Origin of the sequence: Flavobacterium sp. ASV13 (assembly GCF_000745775.1) — a bacterium.
In the GTDB taxonomy this organism is placed as follows: domain Bacteria; phylum Bacteroidota; class Bacteroidia; order Flavobacteriales; family Flavobacteriaceae; genus Flavobacterium.
This window is the reverse complement of sequence record NZ_JQJY01000009.1, coordinates 16,910-30,872: the sequence shown is the minus strand read 5'-3', so window position 1 is coordinate 30,872 and position 13,963 is coordinate 16,910. Positions and strand designations below refer to the sequence as shown.

The 13,963-nt window shown below is 33.1% G+C and carries 16 protein-coding genes; 1 reads left to right on the top strand and 15 read right to left on the bottom strand.

The features are described 5' to 3' along the window. Positions 1–36 precede the first annotated feature (36 nt). From GQ47_RS18160 to GQ47_RS18150, 3 genes are read right to left on the bottom strand one after another with little or no spacing between them, the layout of a single operon-like run. Positions 37–1,302 carry an ABC transporter permease gene (locus GQ47_RS18160; RefSeq protein WP_035651517.1) on the bottom strand — a complete coding sequence of 422 codons (1,266 nt, stop codon included), beginning with the start codon at positions 1,300–1,302 and terminating at the stop codon, positions 37–39. Between the two features lie 2 nt (positions 1,303–1,304). Continuing rightward, the gene (locus tag GQ47_RS18155) at positions 1,305–2,549 is read right to left on the bottom strand and encodes an ABC transporter permease (RefSeq protein ID WP_035651512.1); all 1,245 of its coding nucleotides are present in this window, start codon (positions 2,547–2,549) and stop codon (positions 1,305–1,307) included. Continuing rightward, on the bottom strand, positions 2,542–3,243 hold the full coding sequence (locus GQ47_RS18150; protein ID WP_035651510.1) for an ABC transporter ATP-binding protein: 702 nt from the start codon (positions 3,241–3,243) through the stop codon (positions 2,542–2,544). The genes GQ47_RS18155 and GQ47_RS18150 overlap by 8 nt, the downstream gene beginning before the upstream one ends. Positions 3,244–3,421: 178 nt before the next feature. Here GQ47_RS18150 and GQ47_RS18145 point away from each other — a divergent pair, with 178 nt between their 5' ends. After that, positions 3,422–4,828: a DUF4403 family protein gene (locus tag GQ47_RS18145; RefSeq protein WP_035651508.1), complete on the top strand. Its 1,407-nt coding sequence runs from the start codon at positions 3,422–3,424 to the stop codon at positions 4,826–4,828. Positions 4,829–4,846: 18 nt separating this feature from the next. Here the strand turns inward: GQ47_RS18145 and GQ47_RS18140 are convergent, their stop codons facing one another. The 12 genes from GQ47_RS18140 to gcvH all read right to left on the bottom strand — a co-directional run bounded on the left by GQ47_RS18140 (position 4,847) and on the right by gcvH (position 13,899). After that, positions 4,847–5,116 carry a hypothetical protein gene (locus tag GQ47_RS18140; RefSeq protein WP_035651505.1) on the bottom strand — a complete coding sequence of 90 codons (270 nt, stop codon included), beginning with the start codon at positions 5,114–5,116 and terminating at the stop codon, positions 4,847–4,849. Next, positions 5,106–5,648 carry a DUF420 domain-containing protein gene (locus tag GQ47_RS18135; protein ID WP_035651502.1) on the bottom strand — a complete coding sequence of 181 codons (543 nt, stop codon included), beginning with the start codon at positions 5,646–5,648 and terminating at the stop codon, positions 5,106–5,108. The genes GQ47_RS18140 and GQ47_RS18135 overlap by 11 nt, the downstream gene beginning before the upstream one ends. A 1-nt stretch (position 5,649) precedes the next feature. Then, positions 5,650–6,339 carry an SCO family protein gene (locus GQ47_RS18130; RefSeq protein WP_035651499.1) on the bottom strand — a complete coding sequence of 230 codons (690 nt, stop codon included), beginning with the start codon at positions 6,337–6,339 and terminating at the stop codon, positions 5,650–5,652. An 11-nt stretch (positions 6,340–6,350) separates the two neighbouring features. Further along, complete coding sequence (locus GQ47_RS18125) at positions 6,351–6,992, bottom strand: hypothetical protein (RefSeq protein ID WP_035651497.1); 642 nt, start codon at positions 6,990–6,992, stop codon at positions 6,351–6,353. A gap of 79 nt (positions 6,993–7,071) precedes the next feature. Beyond that, positions 7,072–7,428: a cytochrome C oxidase subunit IV family protein gene (locus GQ47_RS18120; protein WP_035651494.1), complete on the bottom strand. Its 357-nt coding sequence runs from the start codon at positions 7,426–7,428 to the stop codon at positions 7,072–7,074. Positions 7,429–7,447: 19 nt separating this feature from the next. Beyond that, positions 7,448–8,443 carry a cytochrome c oxidase subunit 3 gene (locus tag GQ47_RS18115; RefSeq protein WP_035651492.1) on the bottom strand — a complete coding sequence of 332 codons (996 nt, stop codon included), beginning with the start codon at positions 8,441–8,443 and terminating at the stop codon, positions 7,448–7,450. Between the two features lie 42 nt (positions 8,444–8,485). Further along, positions 8,486–9,073 (bottom strand): cytochrome c oxidase subunit 3, encoded by a 588-nt coding sequence (locus GQ47_RS18110; protein WP_035651491.1) that lies wholly within the window; start codon positions 9,071–9,073, stop codon positions 8,486–8,488. A gap of 2 nt (positions 9,074–9,075) precedes the next feature. Next, entirely contained in the window at positions 9,076–9,978 is a 903-nt protein-coding gene (gene cyoE, locus GQ47_RS18105) for a heme o synthase (RefSeq protein WP_035651489.1), read from the bottom strand. Positions 9,979–10,135: 157 nt separating this feature from the next. Further along, the gene (locus GQ47_RS18100; protein ID WP_035652049.1) at positions 10,136–12,259 is read right to left on the bottom strand and encodes an energy transducer TonB; all 2,124 of its coding nucleotides are present in this window, start codon (positions 12,257–12,259) and stop codon (positions 10,136–10,138) included. Between the two features lie 21 nt (positions 12,260–12,280). Further along, positions 12,281–13,024 (bottom strand): deoxyribose-phosphate aldolase, encoded by a 744-nt coding sequence (deoC, locus tag GQ47_RS18095; RefSeq protein ID WP_035651487.1) that lies wholly within the window; start codon positions 13,022–13,024, stop codon positions 12,281–12,283. 109 nt (positions 13,025–13,133) lie between these two features. After that, positions 13,134–13,526 carry a VanZ family protein gene (locus GQ47_RS18090; protein WP_035652048.1) on the bottom strand — a complete coding sequence of 131 codons (393 nt, stop codon included), beginning with the start codon at positions 13,524–13,526 and terminating at the stop codon, positions 13,134–13,136. Further along, a complete protein-coding gene (gene gcvH, locus GQ47_RS18085; protein ID WP_035651485.1) occupies positions 13,519–13,899 on the bottom strand; it encodes a glycine cleavage system protein GcvH in 381 nt (126 codons plus the stop codon). Before gcvH ends, GQ47_RS18090 begins: the two co-directional genes overlap by 8 nt. Between the last annotated feature and the right edge of the window lie 64 nt (positions 13,900–13,963).

Sequence of the window (13,963 nt, the reverse complement as noted above, 5' to 3'; positions counted from 1 at the left end):
GTTTTTGGTTTAATCGATTATATTTTGATTGATAATTTATTCTGTTCGTAAAGCGTCAACTGGCTTTACATTAATTGCGGTTTGTGCAGGAATAAATCCAGCCAGTAAACCTGAACCCACTAATATTAATAAGGCAACAAATACAACTCCTAAATCTACACTCGGACTAGCGAACATCGTATTGCTGTCGGCCGGCATTGAATCTAAAATCATGTTTAAAATAGCAATGATTCCGGTGGCGACGGCTATTCCAAGCATTCCTGAAATAATAGTCAAAAAGATAGATTCTGATAAAATTTGTCCGCGAATTGCTGCAGGGGTTGCTCCTAAAGCTCTTCGAATTCCTATTTCTTTTGTACGCTCTTTAACTACAATAAGCATAATATTGGAAATCCCGATTACTCCAGAAATCAGAACCAGTGTTCCAACAAAATAAGCAATGATTTTCAGGATATTAAATAAACTCTGCACTTTATTAAACTGCTCGTATAAATCAAAATTACCTACTGCTCTATCGTCTGCAGGATTTATCGAATGCAAAGCTTTAATTATTTCAAGGATTTTTGGCTTTAAATCGGTAATCGAAGTTTCATCTTTTGCCGTAATTGCCATCCAACCAACTTTATCTCCATAATTAAATGCCTGCTGAAAAGTCGTAAACGGAATAAAAATATTTTTTTGCTCCTGCTCTGCATTTCCGCCTTGTTGTTTTGATTTATAAACCCCAACAACCATAAAATTTATTCCATTGATTTTAATGTACGTACCAATGGCTTCTTCTTCTTTTCCATAAAGTTCACTGATAACTCCTTTACCAATTACAGCCACTTTTCTTTTGCCTTCAATATCCTGCTGATTTACAAAACGGCCTTTAATAATGTCCATTGGCTGTTGTTTGATCAGCTCAGGATAATCTCCGTAAATGGTGAATGAAGATGTTTTTGTGCCTCGAACCACGTTATTTGTTCCATTAAAATCACCTAATTGATTTCTTGGCGAAACATATAATAAATCTGGCAACGCAGCTCTTAACGCCGCAACGTCGCTGTTTCTAAAATCATATCGGCGTGTTTTAGGCAAACCTTTATAAGCTTTAGACGTCGTTTGGCTCCACATAAACATGGTGTTTGTTGCAATTCCGTCAAAACCTTTTTTAATTCCATTTTCCAGTCCATTTCCAGCTGCAAGCAAAATCACCAAAATGAAGATTCCCCAAAAAACTCCAAATGCAGTCAGAATAGTTCTGAAAGGATTTGCAGTCAAGGCCTGTAAAATTTCGTCCCAATTATCTTTTTTAAACATAATTATTCGTCTCTAAGTGCTACAATAGGTTTGATTTTGGCTGCTCTGTATGCCGGAAAAAACCCAGCCATTGCGCCCGCGAATACAAGCAAAACAAGTGTTGTCAATGCTACACTGAAATCTACTTCAGGGTTTCTGAAATATTCGCTCTGTACCATTGGCCCGACCAATTCTAACAATAACAAACTCATCAACAATCCAACAAAACCAGCAATTGTGGTAATAAAGATGGATTCATGAAGTATCATTGTAATAATAGAAAATGGCGATGCGCCAAGCGCTTTTCGAATTCCAATTTCTTTAGTTCTTTCTTTTACGATAATCAGCATAATGTTACTTACACCAACAACTCCCGCTATAATCGTACAAATACCAACCCACCAAAAAAATAATCTGATATATAAATTCAAATCATAAAATTGCTTTGCATCTTTTACTGAGTTATATGCACCAATTCCGCTATCATCATCTGGCGCAACCATATTTTTACTTTTAAGTAAATCTTTCAAATCCTGAGTAAATTTTTCAGATTGTGCCAGCGCTTCATCATAATCATTTGTCTTTTTCAATGTAAAAAACATATTACTGATTTTGTCACCAGCTCCAAAAGCCCTTTGTACTGTAGTCAAAGGCAAATAAGCTCTTGCTTCTTCTCTTTCTCCTCCCGGATCTGTAAAAACACCTATTACTTTAAAATTGATATTGTTGATTTGTATTTCTTTTCCAAGCGCATCCTGATCTTTAAACAAATCGGTTTTTATTTTCATCCCAATAGTAGCTACCTTTTCATTGTTTTGTAAGTCTTTACTATTAACATAACGCCCTTGAACAATCACAAGATTTTCAACCTGACCATAATCAGGATCAACACCTCTGTATTGATAATTTCCATTTTCTTTGCCGTAAGCAAACTGTGCTCCCCAATAATTTTGTGTTGAGGCCCTTAAATCCAGTTTATCTTCAAATTTTTGAACGGATTGATTATAATCACTATTTCTAAACTGGACTTGTCTTCCCGGGTTAAGTCCTTTGTACTCCTTTGTAGTTGTACCTGACCAAACTTCTATAATTCCAGCGGCATCGCGTTCAAATTGTTTTTCAATACCATTTTGAAGACCTTTTCCCGCTCCAAGCAAAATCACCAAAATAAAAATTCCAGACGCCACTGAAACTCCGGTCAAAAATGTACGCAGCCGGTTTTTGGAGATTGCTTCAAATATTTCTTGCCAACGCTCAATATTAAACATAAGATGAAGCTCTAACTTGTTCTACTTTTTTATCATCGATAATTAATCCGTCTTTCAGGACCACATTTCTCTTGCACATAGCGGCAATATCGGGTTCGTGTGTAACGATCAAAATAGTTTTACCTTCATCGTTAATTCCTTGAATAAGTTCCATTACTTCATAAGAAGTTTTAGTATCCAAAGCTCCTGTAGGCTCATCCGCAAGCAAAACTTTTGGATTTGAAGCTAATGCTCTTGCAATTGCAACACGCTGTTTTTGACCTCCTGAAAGCTCATTTGGCAAGTGGTGCGAATGGGAACCCAAACCAACTTTCTCCAAATATTTCATAGCAATGTCATAACGCTCTTTTCTTTTTATCCCTTGATAATACAACGGCATAGCCACATTATCAAGTGCACTTTTATAATTAATCAAGTTAAAAGACTGAAAAACAAACCCTAAAAATTTATTACGATATTTAGAAGCTATAGTTTCGTTCAGTTTTTTAATTGGAGTTTTATCTAAAGTATAACTTCCAGAATCGGCCTCGTCTAAAATTCCTAATATATTAAGAAGCGTAGATTTACCAGATCCTGAAGATCCCATGATAGCTACAAGCTCACCTTCTTCAATATTAAAATTAATACCTTTTAACACATGCAGTTCTGAACTTCCCATTTTATAGGATTTATGCAAATCTTTGATTTCAATCATGGTATTGTTAATTTTTTAAAACAATAATAATATTTTTTATAAGTAAATTATGATAACAAAACGTTAATAATTTCATTTTAATATTTAAATAAGACGGCGCACTTTTGTAATTGTTACACTTTTTCACAATTATTTAATTGTTTTCTTAATTTTGTATCACTCAAAAAAAATTGTAACGATGAAGTTTACTTCAATTTTCGCTCTATTTACAGCAACTGCATTCCTTGCCAGCTGTTCTACATCTCAAAAATTAGAAACTCTAAAACCTGAGCCAGACGATGCAAGTCCTTTGGTATATGATGCAAATCCATCTTTTATCAATTTGCCGATAACGGTAAAACTAGCTGATATTGAAAATCAAACCAACACGCTTCTAAACGGATTGATTTATGAAGACAATAATATCGAGGATGACGATATTGAGATGAAAGTTTGGAAGCAGGCACCGATAAAAATTCAGAACGACCCTTCAAATCCTGATAAAAAAATCAAAACAATTCTGCCATTAAAAGCAACTGTCAAATACAGAATTGGCACTAAAAAACTAGGCGTCGAACTATACGACACGCGTGAATTTAATTTAAACGGGGTTATCACATTATCGAGTGATGTTGCGCTGACCAATTGGAAATTAAACACCAAAACAGAATTCAAATCATTAGATTGGAACGAAAGTCCAACTATGATGGTTTTCGGAAAAAGTATGCCGATTACTTATTTGATAAATCCAGCAATTTCTATTTTCAAATCAAAAATCGAAAAGAAAATCGACGAATCAATTGAAAAATCGATGGATTTTAAACCGAATGTTTTAACTGCGCTAGAAAAAATTTGTACGCCATTTCAAATGAGCGACACGTATGAAAGCTGGTTAAGAATCGCTCCAATTGAAGTTTATTCAACGAACGCAAAACTCAAAAACGATTCCTTTTTACTAGACATGGGGATGAAATGCAATATGGAAACCATTGTTGGCAAACAACCCGAATCAAAATTCAATGCCAATAAAATTGTTTTGAAACCAGTCGTTAAAATCCCTAATCAAGTTAGTGCTAATATTGCAGCAATTTCAACTTATGCGGATGCTTCAAAAATAATGACGAAAAATTTTGCAGATCAAGAATTTGGATCAGGAAGCAAAAAAATAACTGTAAAAAATGTTTCTATTTGGCATAAAGATGGGAAGATGGTTATCGCGTTGGATGTTTTAGGCTCAATAAACGGAACATTATATCTTAATGGATTTCCTCAATATAATCCGCAGACAAAAGAAATTTATTTTGACAAACTGGATTATGTTTTAGATACCAAAAGCAAATTAATGAGAACCGCAAGCTGGCTGGGACAAGGTTATATTTTAAGAAAAATGGAAGCAAGTTGCCGTTACTCAATCCAGCCAAATTTGGAGGAAGGTAAAAAAAGCATGGCTTCGTATCTTAAAAACTATTCGCCAATGCCAGGAGTTTTTGTAAATGGAAAAATGGAAGATATTCAGTTTGATAAAATTCAATTGACAAATCAGGCGATTATCGCTTTTATCAAAATAAATGGAACAGTTAATGTTTCCGTTAATGGACTAAAATAATAAAAAAAGCAGTCTAAATTAGACTGCTTTTTTCTTTTTAGATTGATACATTCTATAAATCAGAACACCAATTATACCTACTAGCAAATACGGAATTACCATTAAATACACAATTCCGTCATTTACAGCCTCAGCTTTTTTTACGTTAGAATCTCCTGCAAGTGCAGCACGGCACATTGCACATTGAGCATTCGCCGAAATTCCAATTAAGAAGAAACAAATCCCAAAAAACAAAGTTTGAAACCTGAAACTTGAAACTTGAAACCTATTTTTTTTATTAGTATACATAGTAAGGAGAAATCATTAAGTAAACTACAACCCCTGTAACCGCAACATATAACCAAAGCGGAAAAGTTATTTTAGCTATTTTTTTATGCTTATCGAAACGCTGTGCTAATCCTCGAACATATGTAATTAATACAAGAGGAATAATAGCAATCGACAATAAAATATGAGTAATCAAAATAAAGAAATAAACGTAACGCAAAACGCCTTCTCCGCCATATTTAGTAGAATCTGCCGTCATATGATACGCGACATACATTACCAAAAAAGCAACAGACAAAGCAATAGCAAAAGTCATTAGGCGCTCATGCAATAAACGTTTCCCGTTTTTAATAGCCATTACAGCCGCAACAAGCACAACCGCTGTTATACCATTTATCGTTGCATAAACCGGAGGTAACATAGATAATGGTTCAACATTATATCCAAAATCTTTTAATTTTACACCAAATAAAATTGCAACTACAACCGGTATTATAATTGAAACCGCAATTATAAATTTATTATATTTTTTTTCTATTGAATTATCTTCCATTTTATTCTTCTAATAATACTTTAATATCTTCCTGAATTTCTCTAACTCCTTTTTTGTCTAAACCATCGTAATACAAAATTGGGTTTCCAAACTCATCTTTTCTGCAACGGATTTTCCCATCTTTATCAATTAAAGCAAATAAACCTGAGTGCTCAAAACCTCCATTCACCTTATCATTTTCTCCTGCATACAAATTGAAACCTTTGTTAGACAAATCCATTATTGTTGCTCTGTCTCCAGTCAAGAAATTCCAATTTGAAGATTTCACACCTAATAATTTTGCATGATCTTTTAAAACTGCCGGAGTATCATGAGCAGGATCAATCGTAATTGAAACAATTCCGAAATTAGGATTTCCAAAGAATGTTTTCTCAATTTCCAGCATACTTAAATTCATCTTTGGACAAATTGAAGGGCAAGTAGTAAAGAAAAATTCCAAAACATAAACCTTTCCTTTGTAGGTTTGATTTGAAACTTTTGCACCATCTTGATTTGTCAATTCAAATTTTGGAGCTGGTCCAATGGTTAATAATTTAGCTGTATCTTTTGCACCTTTCAAACCAACGTTATCCAAACGATTCCCTTTTACAACTTCGCCGTTTTGAATTCTGTCAACAATTTTTGGCACTGCATAAATTCCGAAAATCAAAACGATAAACGAAATCCCGATGTATGATTTATTTTTAAACATGTAGGTAAAAATTAAAGTTGTTTAGTGGCATTGTGATTCTTTTTAAGAGCCGCACGATATTCGTATAAAATGATTTTAAAATCATCCAGCATTTCATTGCTTAGCTCAGAAGGATGAAAAGTATTGTATCCCTCTTTGTATTCCTTTTTATCTTTTCTTCCTCTAAGATTTCTTTCTTTATCAACAATATAAACATTTGGAGTTTCAAGGTTCTTATTTAGTTTTTCTTTTAGATGAAGTCCATCATAAAACTTTTGAATTTCTTCATTTGAAGCAAATACAAAATTCCAATTTTTAACATCTGTAAAAGGAGATAAAGCATCAACTATTTTTTGAGCTTCTTTTTCAGTTCCAAGCGGACACAAAATTACAAACTGAAGGTCTTCAAAACCGTTATAACGTTTGTAGATTTTTTCATTTAGATTAAAATAATTACCTCGGTTTTCTAAAATATTTGTACCTCCAAAACCAAGTACCGTAATTTTTTTATTAAGAGAGATTTTCTTCCCGTTTAATGAATTCCAATTTCCAAAGTCAGCTACTTTAGGTGTTATTACAGGAAGAGTTGTAAAACTATTTACACCAGAAGCAAAAAACAAATAAGCTACAATAGGCAGAACAAAAAGTACAAAGAGAACTATATTTTTTTTCATTGTTTATGCGGGAAAATATTGAGGTACAAAAATAAAAAAAGCTCCGTTAATCGGAGCTTCTTTTCGAATTAATATCATGTTAAAAATTCCATTTAATAGTAGAATCTTTAAAAACCCCATAAATATAATGTCCTTCTGTCAAAAGAATAAACAATAAATATAAAACTAGGAAAATAACTGGCGATACAACAGACCATCTAAGGCTGCTTTTTTCACCTTCCATGTGCATAAATGCCCATACAATATAATATGCTTTGAATATTGTAAGGATATAAAATATCCAGTTCAATAAATTCAAACCTACAAAATGATTACCTTCTAAAACTGCAGGTTTGTAGATACCAAGAATAACCTCTACAGTAGTTACTACTGATAGCAATATAAAAACAAACCAGATTCTTCTTGTATTTGATACGTATTCGTGACCGTGTGCCATAATAATAAATCTTAAAAAATTAAACTAAGTAGAAAACTGTAAATACGAATACCCAAACTAAATCGACAAAGTGCCAGTATAATCCAACTTTCTCTACCATTTCGTAGCTTCTTCTTTTCTCGTAAGTCCCTAATAATACATTAAAGAAAATAATGATATTAATGATAACTCCAGAAAATACGTGGAATCCGTGGAATCCAGTGATGAAGAAGAAGAAATCAGCAAACAATTTACTTCCGTATTCGTTTCTAGTAAGGTTTGCACCTTCTACTACATATTTTGCAGTTGCTAAACGAGTTTCAGCTTCTGCTCTAGTCAGAACTTTTTTACTCTTTTTCCCGTTATTTTCAATAATTTGTTCTGTTCTAATCAACAATTCAGGATGTGCTTTAAATCCAGCTTGTACTTCAGCAACTGTGTATGTAGCCTGCGTTTCAGCATCTTCCATAAACCAAGTTGAATGGCTTCTTGTTAAAGCTTCTCTTTGTTCTGGCAATTTTACAGCAAACTCTTCAAGAGCAACTCTTTCTCCTTTTGCATCAACAAACTGCAATAAACTTCCACCTGCTGTCTCAACTGCACCATATTCTCCTTTAATGAAGTTTTTCCATTCCCAAGCCTGAGAACCAACGAAAATTAAACCTCCAATAATAGTTAAGAACATATAAATAGCAACTTTTGTCTTTTTTAATTGATGACCTGCATCAACAGCCAAAACCATTGTTACAGATGAGAAAATCAAAATAAAAGTCATTAAGGCTACATAATACATAGGAGCCGAAACGCCATGCATAAATGGGAAGTGAGTAAACACTTCATCAGCCAATGGCCAAGTTTCAATAAATTTAAATCTAGAAAAACCATAAGCAGCAAGAAATCCAGAGAATGTCAAGGCATCTGATACGATAAAAAACCACATCATCATTTTACCATAACTTGCTCCTAATGGCTGGATATCCTCTCCGCCTCCCCAAGTTTTTTCGTTGTTATTTGCAGTAGTAACTGTCGCTTCCATAAAAGATATTCGTTAAAAAGTTCCCAAATTTACGTTTTTTTCTTATTTAAAGAAATATAAAAATAAAAATAAATATACCCATAATAAATCCAAAAAGTGCCAATACATCGCACCTAGTTCTATACCAAGAGTTTGAGTCGAATTGTATTTTTGTTTAAAATGATTATAAATTATAATTAAAAGTGAAATTAATCCGCCTGCTAAGTGCAATAGGTGTGTTACAGTAACAACATAAAGAAAAGTTGTAGTAATTGAGCTACCTTGTCCTGTAAAATAATACCCTTTTTCAACGATTTGTCCAAATCCCTGAAATTGCAATACTATAAACAAAATCCCTAAAGCTAAAGTTCCTAAAAGCAATCGTGTAACAGCGCTTCTATTATCTTTTTGAATAGCTTTTTTTGCTAAATAAAATGTAACGCTACAGCCAATAATTACTGCTGTACTATAATAAAATGCTGTTGGCAATTGAAAATCCTTCAACCAGTCAGCTCTTGATTTACTAACCACAAATGCACTTGTAAGTCCTGCAAACATCATGGTCATACTAACCATGGCGAATAACAAAATCAGTTTTGCCGATTTTGATTTTCTTAATTGTTCATCACTTGCTTTAATTGTCATTTCCATAACTATCTTAAAAATTTATCTACTATAAATACAATCTGCAATAGTGAAATGTATGAAACACTCACCAGCATTAAAGTTCTTGCAGACTTTGCCGTTCTCAACTGATACAATTTTACTGCATAAAAAAGCATCCACAATCCTAATAAAAACACTAAAACTGCTGCAATTGGAGAAATAAACAATTGCCCTGTATACCCCAAAACTGGAAGCAATGAAGCTATAATCAACCAAATTGTATACAGAATAACCTGTAAAGCGGTTCCTTTATCTTTCTTTCCTGTCGGAAGCATAAAGATTCCTGCTTTTTCATAATCTTCATATAAAAACCAGCCGATTGCCCAAAAATGAGGGAATTGCCAGAAAAACTGAATTAAAAACAAAGTTCCTGCCTCAATTCCGAATTCACCTGTAGCAGCAACCCATCCTAACATAAATGGTATTGCTCCAGGAAAAGCACCAACAAACACAGATAATGAAGTAACTGTTTTTAATGGTGTATAAATACTTGTGTATAAAAATATTGAGATTGCCGCAAACATTGCTGACTTGGCATTAATGGTATAAAGCAAGCTGATTCCGATAATAGTCAACAAACTTGCTACAAACAAAGCCATTTTTGGAGACATACGTCCAGAAGGAACAGGACGGTTTTTTGTTCTGTCCATTAAAGCGTCTATGTCTTTTTCAATTACCTGATTAAATGCATTTGAAGCACCAACCATACAGTAACCGCCAATTGACAAAACAAGCAAAACACTCCATTTAAAAGGATGTTCAGCATTTACACCTAACAAATATCCAGCTATTGAAGAAAACAAAACACTGATAGCCAAACCAGCCTTTGTAATCTCTTTGAAATCCAGAAATATTGATTTTAGTGAAATTGTATTTTTAGTAGCGTTCAAACCTCTATTGTTTGTATATTTTTTTTGAGTGGTGCAAATGTACAAATTAGATTGTAGAATACAGAACTATAAATTTAGATTTTTTTCAATAAAACCTTTACAAAATAAGGACTTGCAAATCTTTAACACAATTATTTCGAAAAATCTTATAAAAATCCTAGTAATCGAAATACCAATTAAAAATATCTGAACGTAATCCGATACTAAACCAAGTCGTACTTTGCTTAAAAGTTGTAACTGTATCTTGAGTCGGATCAAAGTTTCTGTAAATAAAACTTCCAAACAATTTCAGGTTTGTCATTGGGTTTATCAAATAACCTCCTTGAACGTCAGCAATAAAAACATTTGTTTTATTTCCCTGACCTACTTCTACTCCTTTATCATATGGACGTTTTACATCATAACTTTTATAAATGTCGCCACCATAATTGTACGAGTCTTTAGTTGTATTAAAATCAAGACCTCTTTTTCCAACAGTAAATTTAGCATCGCCAAAAATACGCCCTTTATGATAACGTCCAATTACAACTAATTCATTGAAATTTCCGCCCCATTGATGACCAAGACTTTGATTATTGTGTCCATAATTTGTAATTACGGCACTATGTGAATACACATAAGGACGAACATGATTATACTCGACTTGAAACAAAAGATCTTTTACATTGAATGCATTATAATATTTTCCTCCAATTTGAAAACCAAATTTATTTTTCCAGCTTTTATCGCCCGCCTTTACATCAGAAACTGAAAATTCATCGATTAAAAACTGAGAATATAAATTTATACTGTTATTCCATTTATATTTTCCAGTAATACCCAACATCGCATTTCCACTTCTTGAAGAAGAAGTAAATTCAACTGTACGATAAAAAATAATTGGATTCACAAAATTCACATCAAATCCTCTATTATTGGTATCTGTCCAAACAACAGACTCAAAGAAACCTAAATTCAGTCTGTTTGAAACATTCCAGCTTAAATAGTGATTTGCCATAAACTTTGTAGCGTATGTTTTATCAACTGTAACTTCTGGTCGAACATCTTTCAGCCACATATAAGTATTCGTATATTTAATTTTCCAGAAAGTAGTATTAATTTTAAAATACGGATATGGACTTGCCCCATCACTCTCAATTAATGAACGATAACCGTCACCAATGAAGTTTCTTCCGTAACCTAACTGAAGATCGAAAAATTTATATGGTGTATAGGTAATATTTGCTTCTGCCAAAGGAAAATCGTATGCATCAGTTTTAAAACGTTTTGCAATTCCAACTCCAGGAATAATGGCCGGATTTCCTCCAGACGGTTTCAATGATTCAGCATAATCATTAAAATATCCAGCGAATCGGCCTTGGCTTTCAAAAATTGTTGTAGTAAAATTTATTTGTTTCCCTAAACCTCCTCTAAAATTTAAAGCACGTGTATTAACATAGGTATAAGAAGCATCAAGATCTGAAGCTTTTCCCATCTGTAAATCTACAATCGGATTTAAAGCCAGCCAGTAATCTTCTCCCTGAATCTGTACCAAATTTTCATTCCACCATTTTCTTCCAAGCCATGTTGAAGTCTTTTTTTGAAGTGACTCATTTACAGCTTTCAAATTATAATATTTTGAAACCTCCGCATAGGTATAAGGTTTTGAAGAAGTATGACTATTACTTCCAACTTGATTCATTGCACCATCAAATTGTGCGTAATAACTATGAGAAAATGGAATATTTAAATGGCTTTCGAATTCTGGATTATCGTATTTTTTATAAACAATACTATCCAATTCCGTCATAGGTTTCTCGGTTGGTTTTAAAATCTGTGCAGCTGCCGCGGCTTCTGCTGCCAATTGATCCGCACTTTTTAACGGAATATTTATTGTGATGGTATATTTTGAATAAGTCGGTTTTCCATTATAAGTTGACGGCTTAATTGTTGGAAACTTACCAAAAACACGTTTCGCTTCATTAGACAAATCTTCATTTGCCGTATTTACATAAATCACCTTAAAAACACCAGTCGCATCTACTTCAAAGAGTACCTTAACTTCTCCTTTATAATTATTTTGCTTTAAATTTTCCGGAACTTCAAAATTTTGAAAAACAAAATCCTGAACTTCTTTGTAAAAGCAGTTTTCCAATTTTTTATCGATCAAATTTTCGCAATTCTGAAAAACAGGAAATTGTTCACTTGTAAATCCAGATTTAACTGAGGAAGCATTATTTTCTTGTGCAAAAGCAATTAAAGAAGTTAGCATTAAAATAAAAGTCAGGGCGCTTTTATTCATTACGTAGGTTTTGGTTTTCATTTAATATTGATTTGTGGTATTCTCTCCGCCAGCAATTGCTTTTGCTGCCGAAGTTCCGATTCGCTTAACTCCTAAACGAATCATTTCTATTGCGTCTTCATATGATCGAACACCGCCCGCAGCCTTAACTGACAATGGCGATGCATTTTCTAACATTATAATTATCACTGGAACAGTCGCTCCATTAGGCAAATCATTTTCCGTTTTAAAAAAACCTGTAGATGATTTCACAAATACTGATGCGTAATTTTCCTCTTTAAAATTAGAAATCACAACATTTTTTATCAAAGCCGAAAGCTGGATAATTTCTTTATCAGTCAAAGCTGCTGTTTCAATAATCCATTTTACGGTTTTATTGTGTGCCAATCCAATTTGCGTACCTATTAAAATTTCATTTTTAACTAATGCAATTTCGCCATTTTTGAAAGCTTCATAATTACAGACAAAATCCAAATCATCTGCTCCGTTTTCAATTGCTTCATTTGCTTCTTTAATTTTGGTTCCCAAATCTGATTTGCCTTCCGGAAAATCAATAACAGTACCAACAAGCAAAGACGAATTAGCTTTCAAAATCATTTTTTTAGCCAAGCTGACATGTTCCGGCCGAATCATAATTAACTTAAAACCTTCTGCAATTGCTTCTTCAATTGCATTTTTTACAACAATATTATTTTCTGCTTCCGAAAGCCCAGCTTGTAAAGCAGTTTTAAGATACGTTGAATCAAGATATTGCTTAATGTTCATGATTTTCCTATTACGTCAGATCGGCACAAAAATACATTTTAAATTGAAAAAAAAGCATTATTTATAAGGGTTCATTTTATGATAATAAAAAACCCACCGAAGTGGGTAATTATATTCCTATTATTTTATCAATCAGTTTCCTAAATCCTATAGCAGAAAATACTCCGGCAGTTGCTCCGATCGTATTTGCAAGGACATCAGTTACATCTGGAGTTCTTGTAGTTGTTAAAACACCTTGAAGAATCTCGATTGTAATTCCAAAGAAAACTGAAAATATAAATGAAATCAAATATGCTTTATAATCGTTTGCATGCTGACCTTTCAATTCTTTTTTGAAGAACAAAATCCACGAAATTGTAAATCCGAAATGAAAGCAAAAATGAACGATTTTATCTATACTCGGAAAATCTATTGCCGGTATATTACTTGAATTCGTCAAACAAAAATAAGTAATGATACCTGAACAAATAATCGCCCAAATTAAAAGAAGTTGTTTAGGCACCGATAAGTTGTTTGTAAGCTGCATCAGACAATAACGAATCAATTTCTGAAGCGTCAGCAATTTTTATTTTGATCATCCATCCTGCTCCGTAAGGATCAGAGTTCACAGTTTCTGGAGCACTTTCTAAACTATCATTGAAAGCAATAATTTCACCTGTCAAAGGCAAAAATAAATCTGAAACTGTTTTAACAGCTTCAACTGTTCCAAAAACTTCGTCTTTATCTAATGTCTGATCTAAAGTTTCTACCTCAACATACACAATATCCCCTAACTCTTTTTGTGCAAAATGAGTAATTCCTACAGTCGCAACATCGCCTTCGATGCTAACCCATTCATGATCTTTTGTGTACTTTAAATTTGCTGGTATGCTCATAATAGTATGTTTGAAAATTGATAATTTAATAATTAAGTCACAAATGTAATAATCTTCTAATAAA